17 protein-coding genes are annotated in these 15,361 nt (G+C 71.2%); 7 read left to right on the forward strand and 10 right to left on the reverse strand.

From position 1 onward, the window contains the following. Positions 1 to 54: 54 nt before the first annotated feature. Positions 55 to 711 carry a CDP-alcohol phosphatidyltransferase family protein gene (locus QSK31_RS03285; RefSeq protein WP_285680778.1) on the forward strand — a complete coding sequence of 219 codons (657 nt, stop codon included), beginning with the start codon at positions 55 to 57 and terminating at the stop codon, positions 709 to 711. 133 nt (positions 712 to 844) lie between these two features. On the opposite strand, the gene QSK31_RS03290 is transcribed toward QSK31_RS03285, so the two are convergent. Next, positions 845 to 2,608, reverse strand: coding sequence for an alpha/beta hydrolase (locus QSK31_RS03290; RefSeq protein WP_285680779.1), 1,764 nt, complete (start codon positions 2,606 to 2,608; stop codon positions 845 to 847). A gap of 176 nt (positions 2,609 to 2,784) precedes the next feature. On the opposite strand from QSK31_RS03290, the gene QSK31_RS03295 reads away from it, so the two are divergent. Beyond that, on the forward strand, positions 2,785 to 3,174 hold the full coding sequence (locus QSK31_RS03295) for a DUF4362 domain-containing protein (RefSeq protein WP_285680780.1): 390 nt from the start codon (positions 2,785 to 2,787) through the stop codon (positions 3,172 to 3,174). 5 nt (positions 3,175 to 3,179) lie between these two features. Further along, positions 3,180 to 3,629, forward strand: coding sequence for a DUF4362 domain-containing protein (locus QSK31_RS03300; RefSeq protein ID WP_285680781.1), 450 nt, complete (start codon positions 3,180 to 3,182; stop codon positions 3,627 to 3,629). On the opposite strand, the gene QSK31_RS03305 is transcribed toward QSK31_RS03300, so the two are convergent. From QSK31_RS03305 to QSK31_RS03320, 4 genes are all read right to left on the reverse strand, one after another. Further along, positions 3,538 to 4,239 carry an HAD family hydrolase gene (locus QSK31_RS03305; RefSeq protein WP_285680782.1) on the reverse strand — a complete coding sequence of 234 codons (702 nt, stop codon included), beginning with the start codon at positions 4,237 to 4,239 and terminating at the stop codon, positions 3,538 to 3,540. The genes QSK31_RS03300 and QSK31_RS03305 overlap by 92 nt on opposite strands. A gap of 8 nt (positions 4,240 to 4,247) precedes the next feature. Then, the gene (locus QSK31_RS03310) at positions 4,248 to 4,829 is read right to left on the reverse strand and encodes a hypothetical protein (RefSeq protein ID WP_285680783.1); all 582 of its coding nucleotides are present in this window, start codon (positions 4,827 to 4,829) and stop codon (positions 4,248 to 4,250) included. Between the two features lie 166 nt (positions 4,830 to 4,995). Beyond that, positions 4,996 to 6,378 (reverse strand): MFS transporter, encoded by a 1,383-nt coding sequence (locus tag QSK31_RS03315; protein WP_285680784.1) that lies wholly within the window; start codon positions 6,376 to 6,378, stop codon positions 4,996 to 4,998. 44 nt (positions 6,379 to 6,422) lie between these two features. Continuing rightward, complete coding sequence (locus QSK31_RS03320; RefSeq protein ID WP_285680785.1) at positions 6,423 to 6,887, reverse strand: MarR family winged helix-turn-helix transcriptional regulator; 465 nt, start codon at positions 6,885 to 6,887, stop codon at positions 6,423 to 6,425. 287 nt (positions 6,888 to 7,174) lie between these two features. On the opposite strand from QSK31_RS03320, the gene QSK31_RS03325 reads away from it, so the two are divergent. Continuing rightward, the gene (locus QSK31_RS03325; protein ID WP_352244356.1) at positions 7,175 to 8,314 is read left to right on the forward strand and encodes an MFS transporter; all 1,140 of its coding nucleotides are present in this window, start codon (positions 7,175 to 7,177) and stop codon (positions 8,312 to 8,314) included. On the opposite strand, the gene QSK31_RS03330 is transcribed toward QSK31_RS03325, so the two are convergent. Both QSK31_RS03330 and QSK31_RS03335 read right to left on the reverse strand, forming a co-directional pair. Continuing rightward, positions 8,214 to 8,780, reverse strand: a complete 567-nt coding sequence (locus QSK31_RS03330; protein WP_285680788.1) for a hypothetical protein — start codon at positions 8,778 to 8,780, stop codon at positions 8,214 to 8,216. The two genes, QSK31_RS03325 and QSK31_RS03330, sit on opposite strands and share 101 nt — an antisense overlap. After that, positions 8,729 to 10,189 (reverse strand): FAD-dependent monooxygenase, encoded by a 1,461-nt coding sequence (locus QSK31_RS03335; protein WP_285680790.1) that lies wholly within the window; start codon positions 10,187 to 10,189, stop codon positions 8,729 to 8,731. The genes QSK31_RS03330 and QSK31_RS03335 overlap by 52 nt, the downstream gene beginning before the upstream one ends. Before the next feature lie 22 nt (positions 10,190 to 10,211). On the opposite strand from QSK31_RS03335, the gene QSK31_RS03340 reads away from it, so the two are divergent. From QSK31_RS03340 to QSK31_RS03350, 3 genes are all read left to right on the forward strand, one after another. Further along, entirely contained in the window at positions 10,212 to 10,784 is a 573-nt protein-coding gene (locus tag QSK31_RS03340; RefSeq protein ID WP_285680792.1) for a TetR/AcrR family transcriptional regulator, read from the forward strand. Positions 10,785 to 10,896: 112 nt separating this feature from the next. Further along, positions 10,897 to 11,154, forward strand: coding sequence for a DUF262 domain-containing protein (locus QSK31_RS03345; protein ID WP_285680793.1), 258 nt, complete (start codon positions 10,897 to 10,899; stop codon positions 11,152 to 11,154). Next, positions 11,151 to 11,984: a hypothetical protein gene (locus tag QSK31_RS03350; protein ID WP_285680795.1), complete on the forward strand. Its 834-nt coding sequence runs from the start codon at positions 11,151 to 11,153 to the stop codon at positions 11,982 to 11,984. The genes QSK31_RS03345 and QSK31_RS03350 overlap by 4 nt, the downstream gene beginning before the upstream one ends. On the opposite strand, the gene QSK31_RS03355 is transcribed toward QSK31_RS03350, so the two are convergent. From QSK31_RS03355 to QSK31_RS03365, 3 genes are read right to left on the reverse strand one after another with little or no spacing between them, the layout of a single operon-like run. Beyond that, complete coding sequence (locus tag QSK31_RS03355; RefSeq protein ID WP_285680796.1) at positions 11,957 to 12,700, reverse strand: succinate dehydrogenase/fumarate reductase iron-sulfur subunit; 744 nt, start codon at positions 12,698 to 12,700, stop codon at positions 11,957 to 11,959. The genes QSK31_RS03350 and QSK31_RS03355 overlap by 28 nt on opposite strands. Continuing rightward, positions 12,700 to 14,631 (reverse strand): fumarate reductase/succinate dehydrogenase flavoprotein subunit, encoded by a 1,932-nt coding sequence (locus QSK31_RS03360; protein ID WP_285680798.1) that lies wholly within the window; start codon positions 14,629 to 14,631, stop codon positions 12,700 to 12,702. Before QSK31_RS03360 ends, QSK31_RS03355 begins: the two co-directional genes overlap by 1 nt. 2 nt (positions 14,632 to 14,633) lie before the next feature. After that, complete coding sequence (locus QSK31_RS03365) at positions 14,634 to 15,332, reverse strand: succinate dehydrogenase cytochrome b subunit (RefSeq protein ID WP_285681380.1); 699 nt, start codon at positions 15,330 to 15,332, stop codon at positions 14,634 to 14,636. Positions 15,333 to 15,361 lie beyond the last annotated feature (29 nt).

A 15,361-nucleotide genomic window follows, 5' to 3' on the forward strand; every position in this document is an offset into this window, starting at 1 on the left:
AGGTCGCGGCCTGACCTTCCCGTCACCGGGGACGGGTCGCGGCCTGACCTTCCCGTGAGCTGGGACGCCTATGCGGTCTCATGGGCGTCGCTGCACGGCGGCTTCGACCCGCGCACGGCGACGCCGCTGGTCCGCGGCTGGGTCCGGATCGCCTGGCGCGCCGGCAACCTGCTGGCCCGGCTCGGCCTCGGCCCGATGGCGGTCACCGCGGCCGGCCTGCTGCTGTGCCTGCTCGTGCCGGTCGCCGCGCTCGGCGGTCCGGCCGGCCTGATCGGCGCGAGCGTGCTGGTCACGGCGGCGGCGTTCGCGGACTCGTTCGACGGCGCGGTCGCGGTGGTCACCGGCCGCGCGTCCCGCCTCGGCTTCGTCGTCGACTCTGTCGCCGACCGCCTCGGTGAGGCGTCCTGGCTGGTCGCGTTCTGGCTGGCCGGCGCGCCGGCCTGGCTGGTGGTCACGGCGGGCGGTCTGAGCTGGCTCCACGAGTACGCCCGCGCCAGAGCCACCGCGGCCGGCATGTCCGAGATCGGCGCGGTGACGGTGGGGGAGCGACCCACCCGCATCGCGGTCAGCATCCCCGGCCTGCTCTTCGCCGGCATCGCGGCCCTGGTCCTGCCGCTGCCCGTGGCGACGGTCGCGGTCGCCGTCTGGCTGACCCTGCAGGTCATCGGCCTGGTCCAGCTCTCGACGGCCGTCGGCCGCGCACTGCGCTGACTTCCCTCGCGTTCCCGCCCTGGGCTGAGTTCCCTCGAGTTCCCCTCACCGGGCTGAGTTCCCTCGACTTTGTCCTGGGCGGTGAGACAGTGGTGGCCCGGAGCGAGATACGCCCCGGGCCACCGTCAGCGGATCAGCGGAACGCGGTGACCGGGGGCAGAAGCTTGGCCTCGCCCGAGGTCGGCGGGGTCAGCTTGGCCACGTCGGCCAGGTCGGACGGCACCCGCTCGGTGCGGACCGGCGCCTTGCCGCGAGCCTTCGCCTGCTCCTCGGACTGGAACGGCTGCGTGTCACCCACACAGAGCGTGCCCTCGGCCGGCAGGGCGCCGGTCAGCAGGTACTGGTCCACGGCGCCGGTGGCGCACGCCGAGGTGCCGTACGCGGTGTGGCCCCAGCTGTCGCTGGACAGCAGGCGGCTGTTCGGCAGCAGGGCCGCCGAGGCGACCGCGTCGTCGTAGTTGGTCGCCGGATCCCAGTAGTTGCCCACCACCAGCACCGGCGCGGCGGTGCGCTGGTTGAACGGGCCGCGGTACGCGTCCTCGTCCTGGACCGTCCAGGTGTTCGGAGCGCAGGCCACGTCGCCCCAGCCCCACGCGCGGCCGAAGTACGGCGCGCGCTCGTCGGCGGCGGCGGTCAGCGCCGGCCACTGCGAGGCGTCCTGCGGGTGCAGGCCGTCGGTGCAGATGACGGCGTTGTTGGCCTCGAGGTCGTTGTAGTACGGGAAGTCCCGCCCGGGCCGCTGGCCGCGGTCCTTGAGGCGCTCGTTCAGCCGCTTACGGGCGGCCGCCTTGGCCTCGGCGGACGTGCCCGGGTCGGTCAGCTCCAGCAGGTCCTGCGTCATGAGCACGAGGATCTCGTAGCCGAACGGGTCGTACAGCATCCCCAGCGCGTTACCGACCAGGTCGGAGTAGCGGAACCAGTACTTGCCGGCCTCGTCCTCGAACTCGAGCGGCTCGGCGCGCAGCCGGTCGGCGACCAGCTCGAAGTCGGCGGCGAACTTCCCGGCCTCGGCGCACAGCTCCTCGCCGGCGGCGTCGCACCGCTTGAAGATCTCGGTCAGCGCCTTGTACGCCCCGTCCGCGCTGTGCATCCGGTCGTCCAGCGTCTGGTTCTTGGTCTGCTCGTTGCCGACCCACTTGGTCGGGTCGATCACGCCGTCGACGGTGATCGCCCGGAACCGGTCCGGGAACATGTTCGCGTAGTACTGGCCCAGCGCGGTGCCGTAGCTGAAGCCCAGGTAGGTCAGCTTCTCGTCACCGACGGCCCGGCGCAGGACGTCCATGTCGCGGGCGACCTCGGCGGTGGACATCGCCCCGGCGATCTTCTTGCCGGTGGTCGAGCAGGCCTTGCCGAGCTCCTTGGCGGAAGCGATGTAGGCAGCCTCCTCCTCGGCGCCCCACGGGAACAGGACGTTCGCGCCGCGCATCTTCTCGGTCTGCTCGCGGGTGTTCCGGAAGCACTTCACGTTCTCGCTGTTCGCGATGCCGCGCGGGTCGAAGCCGACCACGTCGAACTTGTCGCGCACCTCCTTGCTGAGGAAGAACGGCGAGGACAGCGCGATGCCGGTGCCGGAGCCGCCCGGGCCGCCCGGGTTGAGGAACAGGCTGCCGATCTTGTTGGCCTGGTCCTTGGCCTTCACCCGGAGCAGGGCGATCTCGGTGGTGGGACCGTTGGGCCGGTCGTAGTCGAGCGGCAGGTCGGCCGTGGTGCACTCGGCCCAGTCGTAACACGAGTACCAGTCGAGCTGCGGCGTCGGAACCCGGTCGACGCGACGCGCCTCGGCGGCGCTGGTGCGGCCGGCGGCTGGTGCGGCCGCCGCGCCGGCGGGTACGGCGGCCAGGCCGGCGAGCAGCAGCCCGCTGACTCCTCCGGCGAGGAATCGGAGAGTGGATCTCATTCAGATGCCCTTCCGAACGGTTGGTCGCCGGAGGACACCGGCGACCCCGACGACCCTACAAAACAATGACAAGTGTCGATATTTAGGTACTCATCAAAGTGGACAATCACCGCGCGGTCCGAAACGAGGTCCGGCTTGCAGGGAACGCGCCGCCCGGCCGGCCCGTCCTACCTCCCATGCGTCGCCTCCTGCTGCTGCCGGCCGTCCTGGCACTCGCCGCCTGCTCCCCGGACGACACCCGGCAGCCCGCGGAACCGGCACGTCCGGTCACGATCGACTGCGGCACCTTCGACCTCAAGCTGTCCGGCGAGAACCCGGGCACGGCCGGCCGCTGCCTGATCGACGCCGTGACAGCCAGGCAACCCGCCCGGCTCGAGATCATCCGGAACACCGACGAGGGCGACCCGATCAGTACGACCTACCAGAGCGCGGGTCACGGGCGGGTCGAGATCGTCACCGATACTCGCCAGGACAGGTTCGGGCCGCAGCGCATCACCCGCACCACCTGCACCGCGATCAAGCCGGTCGACGACTGGTTCGAACCGGCCAACTGTGAGAACGGGTGACACGCATGAGACGAATTCTTCTGCCGTTGGCGCTGCTCGGGTTCGCCGCCGCCTGTGACTCCCCGGACGCCGGGCCACCGGTCGCGGCGCCGAGCCCGGCCGCGGCCGTCGTCGACTGCGGCACGTTCGACCGGAAGCAGCGCGAAGGCTTTCCCGCCGAGGGCAGCAGCTGCCTGATCGAGGCCAACAAGGCGCGGAAGCCGGCCTTCCTCAAGGTCACCATGCCCTCGACCGAGGGCGATCCGATCATCACGACCTACCACAGCGGCGTGGACGGCAAGGTCGAGGTCATCTCCGACACGAGGCAGGACAACTTCGGGCCCAAACAGGTCACCCGCGAAACCTGCGACACGCCGACCCCGCTCAAGAACTGGGTGGAGCTGCACAACTGCTCGAGCCCGATGCCGGTGGCAGTGCCGGCGCCCAGCGGGTCGCCAGCGCGTCGAGTGTCCTGACCCAGCCGGCCCCGGACGGCGGCTCGCCGTCGCGGACCAGGGCCACGCCCCGGTAGCCCAGCGCCACCGCTGCGGCCACCAGCTCCGGGTCGTCGTCGACGAACAGGCACTCGTGCGGGGGCAGGTCGATCAGGGCGCTGCCGGCGGCGTACATCCGGGGGTCGGGTTTGGTGCAGCCCATCAGCTCGGAGACGACGAAGCCGGCAAAGAAATGCGCGATGCCCAGTCCGTCCAAACCGGCCTCGAGACCGGCCCAGTTGTCCGACACGACCGACATGCGGATGCCGGCGGCGTGCAGCCTCTCCAGCGTGCGGGGGACGTCCGGGTAGAGCTCGACGACCGGTCCGGAAGGCGGCGCCTCCAGCTCAGTGAGCAGCGCGGGAGTGGGCTCGGCGACGCCGAGGACCACGAGTACGGCGCGGTGGTAGTCGGCGCGGACCGGAGTGGTCTCACCGGCGTCGAGGAACCGCTGGCCGGCCGCGATCGCCTCGGGGAACCGCGCGGTGTCCACCTCGGGGTGGTGGCGGACGACGACGGATTCGAAGTCGTGGCGCGGGTTCCAGCGGCCGCCGACCGGGCGGGTCAGCACGCCGCCGGCGTCGAAGAGCACTCCACGGATCATCGGCTCTTGGCCGGGGCGGGAGCTGTGGTTTGCGGCGGAGCTGGGGCGGGAGCTGTGGTTTGCGGCGGTGCCGGGGCGTCAGCCGGGGCCGGGGCCGCGTTTCGCAGGGCTTTGCGGAGCTGGGCGAGGGCCGCGGCGGTCGTCGGTGAGAAGGCGACCACGCCGGAGTCGGCCAGATCGGTCGCGGCCTGCGCGGCCAGCGCGAACAGAGGCCCCGGCGCGGCCTCGGCGGCGGTCGCGATGGTCTCCCGCACCAGGGCCGCCCGGACGAACCGGCGATCCCAGCGCGGGTCAGCCTCGATGCGCCGCTGCAGTGAGATGGTGGCGGCCCGCAGCGCGGCGATGTCATTGCCGAAGCGGAAATCCTGCTCCTGCCGGTGCAGCGCGGCGGCCCGGCTGACCACGACGGCGAGCCGCTGCCGGCGCTGCTCGGCGGCCTGCCGGGTGGCCAGCCCGAGCGCGTCGGCGATCTCCGCCCAGGTCGCGCCGTCCCGCCGGGCCTGATCGATGAGCCGCAGCTCCCGCTCGTCGAAGGCGGCCCGGGCGGCCGCCACCGCGGTCAGCTGCTCCAGCCCCATCCCTCGACCTTGCCTCGGCGGCGACGGCTCGTCAACAGCTCATTGACGCCGTCGCCGGTCCTCCGGCCGCTCTCGACCGCGGGCGCCGGGCAACCCGGCCCGACCTGACGCTCGGCCGACAGCGGCGGCAACCACCGCGAGCGGGCACCCCGCCACCGGCCTCTGGTCAGAGCGCCGCGGGCACCGGGGCGTGAGCGGCGGGCTGCCTGCGCAGGGCCAGCAACGTCAGGAGCAGGGCACCGAGGACGAAGGCCGCGTCAACGTGGAAGGCGACGCCGTAGCCGGTTCGGAGGGCGTCCACTGTGGGGGCCGGGCCGGAGACCGCGGCCGCCGCGGCGGCCAGGACTGCCAGGCCCAGGGCGCCTCCCGCCTGCTGGGCGGTGTTGGTCAGGCCGGAGACCAGGCCCGTGTCGCACGAGACGGTGCCGGCCATCGACAGCATGATCATTGCGGGCACGGTCACGCCTACGCCCAGGCCCATGATGATGAGGGCGGGAAGCATGCCCGTCGCGTACGCGGAAGGGGTCTGACCCAGCAGCAACAGACCGCCCAGCAGGAGGGTCAGGCCCGCCGCCAGCACCGGGCGGGGGCCGAAGCGGGCCGTCACGCGCGGGGCGACGAAGAGTGACACCAGGCCGATCACGATCGGGGTCGGCAGGAACGCCAGGCCGGTGCCGAGGGCGTCGTAGCCCATGACGCGCTGGATGTAGAGGGCGTTGAGGAACTGGAAGCCCATGCCGGCCGCGAAGACCAGGATGACCATGGCGCTGGTCAGGAGCAGCCAGGGGCGGGCCAGCAGGCGCAGCGGGATCAGCGGGTCGGTGGCGCGGCTCTGGCGGAATACGAAGGCGGCGATCAGCAGCGCGGCCAGCACGCCCAGCGGCCACATGGTCCGGACGATCGCGTACACGCCGGCGGAGAGGCCCGCGGTGATCAGCAGTGCGCCCGCGAGGTCCAGGTGGCGGCCCAGGCCGGGAGCGGGCTCGCGGGGCAGGTGGCGCAGCGCGAGGACGGCGACCGCGACGCCGACCGGAACGTTGATCAGGAAGATCCAGGTCCAGCCGGCGGCGTCGGTGAGCACGCCGCCCAGGACGAAGCCGGCCGCGGCGCCGCCGGCCTGCACGAAGCTGTAGATGCCCATGGCTCGGGCCTGCGGGCCGGGCTCGGAGTACAGCCGGACGATCATGCCGAGGACGACGGCGGAGGCCAGCGCGCCACCGGCGCCCTGCAGGAAGCGGCCGGCGATCAGCAGGCCGGCCGTCGGCGCGAAGCCGCACATCAGGCTGGCCAGCGTGAACACGACCAGGCCGGCGAGGAAGACGCGCCACGCGCCGACCAGGTCGCCGAGCCGGCCGGAGAGCAGCAGCAGGCCGGCGAAGGAGATCAGGTAGCCGTTCACCACCCAGGCCACGCCGGCCTCGGAGAAGCCCAGGTCGCGTTGGATGTCGGGGATCGCGACGGCGACGATCGTGCTGTCCAGCACGATCATCAGGGCCATGGCGCAGAGCACCGCCAGGGCGGCACCGCGGCGATCAGTCGAAGCACTCATGGCTCCGACCGTAACAGATAATCCGTTACCGGACTATCTAGAAGTCACCTACCTCGGGCGCGGCGGACCGGGCCCATCTCCCGGTTGTCGGCCAGCAGCCGCAGGGTCTCCAGGAATGCCGAACGGTCCGATGCGGACAGCCCGGACAGCGCGTCGGCGTGCACGGCGTCGACGATCCGCTGCCCCTCCTCGGCGGCCGCGCGCCCACGGTCGGTGACCGCGATGATCCGGGCGCGGCGGTCCGAGGTGCTCGGGCGACGCTCGGCCAGACCGCGTTGCTCCAGGTCGTCGACCGTGGTGACCATCGTCGTCTTGTCCAGGTCGGCCAGCGCCGCGAGCTGGATCTGGGTGCGTTCGCCCTCCATCGCGTGCACCAGCACGCACTGCATGCGGGGCGTGAGATCGACGTCGGCCAGGGCGGCGGCGAGGCGGTTGGCGAGGGCGTGGCCGGCCATGTTCAGCAGGCCGGTGATGTCGCGCTCGGTGCGCTCGGGGGAGTGGGTGGCCATGAACTGATCCTATCGCGGGATCATCCGCTATCGGACTATCCGGAGACAGGCACGGCCGGTGGGTCTGCCCCCGTGTCAACCCACCGGCCGTACGTCGCTGCGAGTAACCGTATTGCGACGGTTGACGCCGAACAACCGAATAAAGATCGACAGAAGAGGACGTCAATGTCAACGTTCTATTGACAGGATTGACCCGCAGGGGCGCAACTTCTGAGGATTACGGCGTGCGGAGGAATGCGGCCCTGTTCGTAGGGATATCAGTGGTTTCCGGGTTTGGCAGTACGTCGATGATGCTGGTCGCGGGGGTGTGGATTCTTGATCTGACCGGGTCGGCGAGTCTGGCCGGGCTGGTGGGGCTCTGCCTGTACGCGCCGACCTTGGCGGCGCCGTGGCTCGGCGGGCTCGTGGACCGGCTGCCGCGGCGGGCGCTGGCCATCGGCGTGGACCTGGTGCTGGTCGCGGCGGTGGGGAGCCTGCTCCTGGTGCGCGGGCGCGAGCAGGTGTGGTTGATCTTCGCGGTGATGCTCGCGTACGGCATGGGTGGTGTCCTGTCGAGCGCGGCGGAGAACGCTCTGCTCCCGGCGGCGCTGGACAAGGCCGCGCTGGGGGACGTGAACGGCTGGCAGTCGAGCGCCCGCGAGGGCATGAAGCTGGTCGCCCCGCTGGCCGGCGCGGCCATCTACACCTGGCGCGGCGGGGGAGCGGCGGCCGTGGTGAGCGCCCTGATGCCACTGCTGGCGGCGCTGCTCTACACGGGCGTGCGCCTGGACCGTGAGCCGCTCATCGTGCGAAGTGGACGGACGCGGGTCCGGGACGGGATCGGGGTGCTGTGGAACCGGCCCGAGGTGCGGTGGCCGGTGCTGGTCGCGGGCGCGGCGATCGCGATGTCGGGGTTCACGACGGCGGCGGTCTACGCACGGGTGACCGGTGTGCTGGGGCTGCCGGCCACGTTCCTGGGGGTGATGGCGGCGGGGCAGGGCGCCGGCTCCATCCTCGGCGGCCTGGTCGCGGGGCGGGTGATCGCCTGGCGTGGCCCGCTGACGGCGGGCGGTACCGGCGCGGTGATTTTCGCGGGCGGCCTGTTGCTCTACTGCCTGCCCTGGTGGCAGACGACGATCGCGGGCAGCTTCACGATCGGCGTCGGGCTGCCGTGGGCGCTGGTCGCGGGCGTGACGGCGGTGCAGACGTTCACCCCCGAGGAGTTGCTGGGCCGGGTGTCGGCGACGTCCGGGATGCTGATGTTCGGGCCGATCGCCCTGACCAACCCGCTCGGCGCCGCGACCGTCCACCTGGGAGCGCCGGTGGTCCTCGCGGTGGCGGTCACGATCAGCGCGACGGCCGGGGCGCTGGCACTGCGCGCGCCGAGGCCGGAGCGGCGAGAGGCGGAGCCGCGAACGTCAGACACGACAGCGTCCCGTCCCTCTTGAGCGGCTTGCCGTCCTCGCGGACCTCGGGCGGCACCAGGAACTCCGTGTTGTCCCGGACGTTGACGGCTCGCCCCTCGCAGTTGCGCGGGAACTCCCCGATCACGGCGGTGACGATGATCGTCTCGTAGCGCGGAAGGTCAGGCAGGGGGATCTCGAAGTTCTGCGCGGCGACACCCTCGACGTTCGGGCCGGCCTGGGTGAAGAGGAGACGGTCGCCGTCGAGGTACGGCGCGGGCGTGCTCATCGGCGACACGGCCTTCCCGCCTTCCGGCTGGCCGTACACCAGGATCTGCAGTTGATCGTCGGCCCGCAGACCGCTCGCGCTCGCCTGGATCTTGAGGAGCCAGCCCGCGCCCGCGCTCGGGATCAGCTGGCCGTTGAGGGTGGGCCGATCCTGCTTCTGCGTGGCGTCGCTCAACCAGCCGACGGCCGTGCCGAACCCCCTGCCGTCCTGGTCATCACCCACGGCGCACGTCCATGGTGGGCAGTCTGGAGATCCGGCCTCGTGATGCTGCGGACGTATCCGTCGGGGCGGATGTGGATCAGGGCCGGGTCGTCGGCGCCGTACGCGCGGTGGGCGTGACCGGCCAGGTCGACCAGCGCGCGCGGGCCGGACGGCGCCCCCGGCCGCACGATGCGCCGGACGTGCAGCTCGCGCGTGTCCGCGGGCAGCGCCGAGTCCGGCACGTCGAACGCCAGCAACGTCTCGTGCGGGCCGCGGAACGCGTCGAACAACCGCAGCGAGCCGCACGGCGCGTCCGGGGCCCGGTCGCCGGACTGCACCGGGCCGGGCAGCGTCGGCCCGGCCAGCGGACCGTCCCGGTAGGACAGGGTCAGCTGCCGCAGCGCCGGGTCGTCGCGGTCCACCGACGGCGTCCGGAGCAGCCGGGTGCTGATGCCGAGGACGGCGGCCGCCACCGGGAGGCGCTCGGCGTCGTACGTGTCCAGCAGCGCGGAGTCGCCGGTGGCGAGCTTCCAGCCGAGGTTGTAGGCGTCCTGGATGCCGGTGTTGAGGCCCTGCCCGCCGGTCGGTGGGTGCACGTGGGCGGCGTCGCCGGCCAGGAACACGTCACCGTGGCGGAAGCGGGACACCATCCGTGAGCTGGCCCGGTACTCGGACGTCCAGCCGACGTGGGTCAGCTCGACGCCGGGCGGCAGCAACGACTCCAGCTCGTCGAGCGTGGCGCCGGGCGCGGTCAGCTGGTAGTCGTCGGTCCCGGGCAGCGGGCACAGGCCCAGCCGGAGGCCCGGAGTGGCCGGCCAGATGTGCCAGTGCTCGCGGTCCAGGCCCTCGAGGCGTACGTCGGCGATCAGCATCCGCTCGACGTCGTGCGTCTCGCCCTCGAACGTCGCCCCGAGCAGCTTGCGGATCGTGCTGCGCCCGCCGTCACAGCCGACCACGTAGTCGGCGTGCACCTGCTCACCCGTACTCAAAGTGATCGTGGTGTTGTCGAGGCCGGTCACCGCGGCGCCGAACTCGACGCGGCCGCCCAGCTCGGTCAGCCGCTCCAGCAGCAGCTGCCCGGTGCGCCACTGCGGAACCATCAGCGTGTTGGGGTGCGGCACCTCGGGCGTGGGCGGGTGCAGCTCGCCCATCCGCCACTCCTGCGTCCGGCCGTCGGGCAGATGCGCGAGCATCGCCGGGTAGTCGCAGCCGTGCGCCAGGAAGCGGTCGAGCACGCCCAGGTCGTCGAGCACCTCCAGTGTGCGCGGCTGCAGGCCTTTGCCCCGCGATCCGGCAAAAGGCCCGGGCGAGGCTTCAAAGATTCGATGGGGTACGCCGCGGCGCTGGAGCTCGATCGCCAGAGTGAGTCCGGTCGGTCCCGCCCCGACGATACTGACGCTGGATTCACTGAATCCTGATTCACTGAACATGAATTCACCATACGGTAGGGTCATGATCGTGCGCAAGGAGCAGGCGGCCCAGACCGGGGCGGAGCTGAAAGCGGCGGCGGTCCGCGCGTTCGCCCGCCTCGGCTACCTCAACACCAAGATCACCGACATCACGGCGGAGGCCGGCCGGGCGGCGGGGTCGTTCTACACCCACTTCGCCAACAAGGAGGCGCTGCTCGAGGCGCTCCTGACCGACCTGCTGGCCGAGGGTGACGCGAGCGCGACGGCGCCCGGTCACAGCGACGACTTCCGCGACCGGGCCGCGGTCCGCTACCACGTGGCGTCGTACTGGGAGTTCTCCCGCCGCCACCACGTCGTGCTGGAGGCGTTGCGGCAGGCGGCCATCGTGGACCCGGCCGTCGCCCGCCGCGTCGAGGAGATGACCGAGCCGGACCTGCGCCACATCGCCGACCACCTGGCCAAGCTGTCCCTGCCGGGCGACCCGGTGGTGGTCGCGACGATGATCACGACCCTGCTGGGATCCTTCCTCGCCACCTGGCGCGGCGGCGACGAGGTCGTCGACACCCTGACCGACTTCATCCACGCCGCCGTCGGCGGCACGGCATCACCCGGCTGACGTCGGCCGCATCCAAACGGCCGGTATCTACACAGGACGGCTGATGTCAGACTGCGATTCCGCGCCCGGCCGAGGACGGCCGAGCGGCGACATCGAAGTCGAGGTGAGAGCGGTGGCCGGCTCCCAGACCCAGGCGACAGAGCACAAATCGGAGAACTCCGACCCCTGTTTCCTCGGCGGCGCCGTGCTCGTCAAAGCGGAGGGCGACGCGGCCGCCGAGGTCGTCGACGGCCAGCAGCGGCTGACCACATCGACGACGCTGTCGAGCATGGTCGCCTGCCGTCCTCGAACGGCGTCAGAAGGATCTCCTGGCGCACCTACAGGAATTGTGGCGGCTGGCCGCCTGATGTTCGGGAGGGCGGCCAGATGACCCACAGATTCTTCAAGCGCAGACGCCCGGTCGAGGACCTGGTCCGCGACGCCGATTATCAGGCGGGGCAGGCGAAACGCGCGCTCGGTGACGACGCAATGGGCTACGCGATCCGGTTCTCGGACTGGACGGTGACGAACACACGCGAGGTGGTCGCGCTGCGGGACGGCGATTCGGATTCGCGGGGAGTGCTCGCGGATCGGCTCTGGGACCGTGCGCTGATCCGGCAGGCCCTCGGCGACATCGGCGGGGCGATCGGTGACGCGAGCGAGGCGCTGGCGATTCTGGGGGAGCAGCCGACCGGCAACGACCTGCTGCTGCCGTCGTTGCGGATGGTGTTGTGCGAGCTGCACGCCCAGGCCGGCGACACGGAGACGGCCCGGCGGCACGGTCAGGCCATCGCGGCGTACGAGGGGGTGACCGACCGTCCGGAGGTGGTTCTCGCGGACGGGTTCGGCCGCTACGGGCGGGCGATGCACCTGATCGGCGATGCGGCGGCGGGACCGGCGCTGCGCCGGGCGGCCGGCCACTACCGCGCCGTCGGCACCGACCTGGGTGGGCGGCGCACCGTCATGGAGTTCATCCGGCTGGTCCTGCTGATCGCCGACACGACGCGGCCGGTCACCGCGGCCGAGGCGCCGGCGATCCTGGGGATGCTGCGCGACGCGGAGGCCTGGGCCCGGCGGCTGCCACAGGTGGTCGTTCCGGTGGTGCCGGTGGAGCAGGCGCTGCACCAGCCGGCCCCCTACGAGCCCGACGTGTTCACCGTGGCGATGGTCCAGCAGCGGATTGCCGACTGGCTTCAACCCTTCCGGAGGGCGTTGCGGTAGTCGGCGTTCAGGCGGCCGATCAGGGTCAGCGGGATGCCCTTGGGGCAGACCGTGGTGCACTCGCCGGCGTTGGTGCAGCCGCCGAAGCCGGCCTCGTCCTGGGCGGCGATCATGTCCAGGACGCGGGAGTCGCGTTCGGGCTGGCCCTGGGGGAGCAGGCCCAGGTGGGAGACCTTGGCCGCGGTGAAGAGCATGCTCGAGCCGTTCGGGCAGGCGGCCACGCAGGCGCCGCATCCGATGCAGGTCGCCGCCTCGAAGGCCGCGTCGGCGTCCGCCTTCGGCACGGGAGTCGCGTGCGCGTCGGGGGCGGTGCCGGTCGGCGCGGAGATGTAGCCGCCCGCCTGGATGATCGAGTCGAAGGCGCCCCGGTCGACCACCAGGTCCTTGATGACCGGGAAGGCGGCGGCCCGCCACGGCTCGACGTCGATCACGTCGCCGTCGGAGAAGTGCCGCATGTGCAGCTGGCAGGTCGTGGTGGCGCGCTCGGGACCGTGCGCCACGCCGTTGATCATCATGCCGCACATGCCGCAGATGCCCTCGCGGCAGTCGTGGTCGAAGGCGACCGGGTCGTCGCCGTCGAGGATCAGCTTCTCGTTGAGGACGTCGAGCATCTCCAGGAAGCTGGCGTCGGGGGAGATGTCCTTGACGTCGTAGCTGACCATCCGTCCCTTGTCGGAAGGGCCGTCCTGGCGCCAGACGCGAACCTGGATGTCCATTACTTGTAGCTCCGCGTGCTCGGGTGGACGTACTCGAAGTCGAGGTCTTCTTTGTGCAGCGTCGGCCTTCCCTCAGCCGAAAAGGCCCAGGCGGCGACGTAGGAGAACTCGTCGTCGTGGCGCAGCGCCTCGCCGTCGGGGGTCTGCGACTCGGCGCGGAAGTGGCCGCCGGCCGACTCGGCCCGGTGCAGGGCGTCGATGCACATCAGCTCGGCGAGCTCGAAGAAGTCGGCGACCCGGCCGGCCTTCTCCAGGTTCTGGTTCAGCTGCTCGCCGGTGCCGGGCACCTTGACGCGCGTCCAGAACTCGTCGCGCAGGCCGCGGATCAGGCCGATCGCCTTGGTCAGGCCTTCTTCCGTACGTTCCATGCCGCAGTACTCCCACATGATGTGGCCGAGTTCGCGGTGGAACGAGTCGACGGTCCGGTCGCCGTCGACGTCGAGGAGCTTCTGGACGCGGCTTTCCACGGAGGACAGAGCGGACGCGACCTCCGGCCTGTCCGAGATGTCACCGAACGGGCCGCCGGCGAGATAATTGTTGATCGTGTTCGGCAGCACGAAGTACCCGTCTGCCAGCCCCTGCATGAGCGCCGACGCGCCCAGCCGGTTCGCGCCGTGGTCGGAGAAGTTGGCCTCGCCGATCACGAACAGGCCGGGGATGGTCGACTGCAGGTCGTAGTCCACCCACAGCCCGCCCATCGTGTAATGCACGGCCGGGTAGATGCGCATCGGCACCTGATACGGATCCTCGCCGGTGATCCGCTGGTACATCTCGAACAGGTTGCCGTACTTGGCTTCGACGGCCTTCACTCCCAGCCGCTCGATCGCGTCGGCGAAGTCGAGATAGACACCGAGCCCACCGGGACCGACCCCGCGCCCCTCGTCGCACACGTTCTTGGCGGCACGCGACGCGATGTCGCGGGGGACCAGGTTGCCGAACGAGGGGTAGATCCGCTCGAGGTAGTAGTCGCGCTCATCCTCGGGGATGTCACCGGGCGGACGCTTGTCAGAAGCGGAAAGCGGCACCCAGACCCGGCCGTCGTTGCGCAACGACTCGCTCATCAGTGTCAGCTTCGACTGATGCGTGCCCGACTCCGGGATGCACGTCGGGTGGATCTGCGTGTAGCACGGGTTCGCGAACAGCGCGCCCTTACGATGCGCCCGCCACGTCGCCGTCACGTTGCAGCCCTTGGCGTTCGTCGACAGGAAGAACACGTTGCCGTAGCCGCCGGAGGCCAGCACCACGGCGTCGGCCAGGTCCGTGGTGATCTCGCCGGTGACCAGGTCGCGGACCACGATGCCACGGGCGCGGCCGTCCACCACGATGAGCTCGAGCATCTCGTGCCGGGCGTGCATCTCGATGTTCCCGGCCGCGATCTGCCGTTCCATCGCCTGGTACGCCCCGAGCAGCAGCTGCTGTCCCGTCTGCCCCCGGGCGTAGAACGTGCGGGACACCTGGGTGCCACCGAACGACCGGTTGTCCAGCAGCCCGCCGTACTCCCGGGCGAACGGCACACCCTGCGCCACGCACTGGTCGATGATGTTCACCGACACCTCGGCCAGCCGGTACACGTTGGACTCGCGGGCGCGGAAGTCGCCGCCCTTCACGGTGTCGTAGAACAGCCGGTACACCGAGTCGCCGTCGTTGCGGTAGTTCTTCGCCGCGTTGATGCCGCCCTGCGCCGCGATCGAGTGCGCCCGCCGCGGGCTGTCCTGGTAGCAGTACGACCGGACCCGGTAACCCGCCTCGGCCAGCGTCGCCGCCGCCGAGCCGCCGGCTAGTCCGGTGCCGACCACGATCACGCTGAGCTTGCGGCGGTTGGCCGGGTTGACCAGCTTGGCCGAGAATCGCCGCCGCTCCCAGCGGGTCTCGATCGGCCCGTCCGGCGCGGCCTCGTCGCGGATCGGGTCGCCGTTCTCCCAGAGCTCCATGGTCAGCCCACCAATCCGGTCAGGACGGCGAACGGCACCGAGAGGTAGCCGATCACCAGCACGAGGGACAGGACCAGCGCGGCCTGGCGGGCGCGTCGCTCACCGCGGGGGGAACGCTGGCCGAGGGTACGCACGGCGCTGAAGATGCCGTGCCGCAGATGCAGGCCGACCGCCACGATGGCCAGCGTGTAGAACAGCGTCACGTACCAGCGGCCGGGCGCGAAGTCGGCGATCACCCGGGCGGACGGCTCGCTGTCGCCGCCGGCCGGGTTCACGGTGCCGGTGGTCAGGTCGAGGATGTGGTAGATCACGAACAGCAGCACGATGACGCCGCCCCAGCGCATCGTGCGGGCGGCGTACGAGCCCTGGACCTTGGGGCGGTGCGCGTACCGGACGGGCCTGGCCTTGCGAGCGCGCCGCGCGAGGATCGTCGCGGCCGCGATGTGGCCGATCAGCGCGACCGTCAGACCGGCCCGCTGGATCCACAGATACCAGGTCTCCGGCAGCAGCGGCGTGCCCAGCGTGCGCAGCCAGTGCGCGTAGTGGTCGAAGTTCTCCGGCCCCACGAAGAGTTTGAGGTTGCCGGTCATGTGCGCGAAGAGGAACGCGACCAGCAGGAGGCCGGTCACCGCCATGAGGAGCTTCAGCGAGACCGTGCTGCGCGTTGCCGGGACCGGTTTACGGACCGGCGCCTTCGTCATTACCGCCACAACTCGGAAGGTAGGCGTGC

This window comes from Actinoplanes sp. NBRC 103695, from assembly GCF_030269485.1.
Classification (GTDB): Bacteria; Actinomycetota; Actinomycetes; order Mycobacteriales; family Micromonosporaceae; genus Actinoplanes.

Bases quoted from the DNA above. Each gene is read 5' to 3' on its own strand.
- QSK31_RS03325 (WP_352244356.1), top strand. From the start codon at position 7,175: ATGATGCTGGTCGCGGGGGTGTGGATTCTTGATCTGACCGGGTCGGCG.
- QSK31_RS03350 (WP_285680795.1), top strand. From the start codon at position 11,151: ATGACCCACAGATTCTTCAAGCGCAGACGCCCGGTCGAGGACCTGGTC.
- QSK31_RS03355 (WP_285680796.1), bottom strand. From the start codon at position 12,700: ATGGACATCCAGGTTCGCGTCTGGCGCCAGGACGGCCCTTCCGACAAG.
- QSK31_RS03295 (WP_285680780.1), top strand. From the start codon at position 2,785: ATGCGTCGCCTCCTGCTGCTGCCGGCCGTCCTGGCACTCGCCGCCTGC.
- QSK31_RS03320 (WP_285680785.1), bottom strand. From the start codon at position 6,887: ATGGCCACCCACTCCCCCGAGCGCACCGAGCGCGACATCACCGGCCTG.
- QSK31_RS03360 (WP_285680798.1), bottom strand. From the start codon at position 14,631: ATGGAGCTCTGGGAGAACGGCGACCCGATCCGCGACGAGGCCGCGCCG.
- QSK31_RS03365 (WP_285681380.1), bottom strand. From the start codon at position 15,332: ATGACGAAGGCGCCGGTCCGTAAACCGGTCCCGGCAACGCGCAGCACG.
- QSK31_RS03310 (WP_285680783.1), bottom strand. From the start codon at position 4,829: ATGGGGCTGGAGCAGCTGACCGCGGTGGCGGCCGCCCGGGCCGCCTTC.
- QSK31_RS03315 (WP_285680784.1), bottom strand. From the start codon at position 6,378: ATGAGTGCTTCGACTGATCGCCGCGGTGCCGCCCTGGCGGTGCTCTGC.
- QSK31_RS03290 (WP_285680779.1), bottom strand. From the start codon at position 2,608: ATGAGATCCACTCTCCGATTCCTCGCCGGAGGAGTCAGCGGGCTGCTG.
- QSK31_RS03300 (WP_285680781.1), top strand. From the start codon at position 3,180: ATGAGACGAATTCTTCTGCCGTTGGCGCTGCTCGGGTTCGCCGCCGCC.
- QSK31_RS03340 (WP_285680792.1), top strand. From the start codon at position 10,212: ATGATCGTGCGCAAGGAGCAGGCGGCCCAGACCGGGGCGGAGCTGAAA.
- QSK31_RS03335 (WP_285680790.1), bottom strand. From the start codon at position 10,189: ATGTTCAGTGAATCAGGATTCAGTGAATCCAGCGTCAGTATCGTCGGG.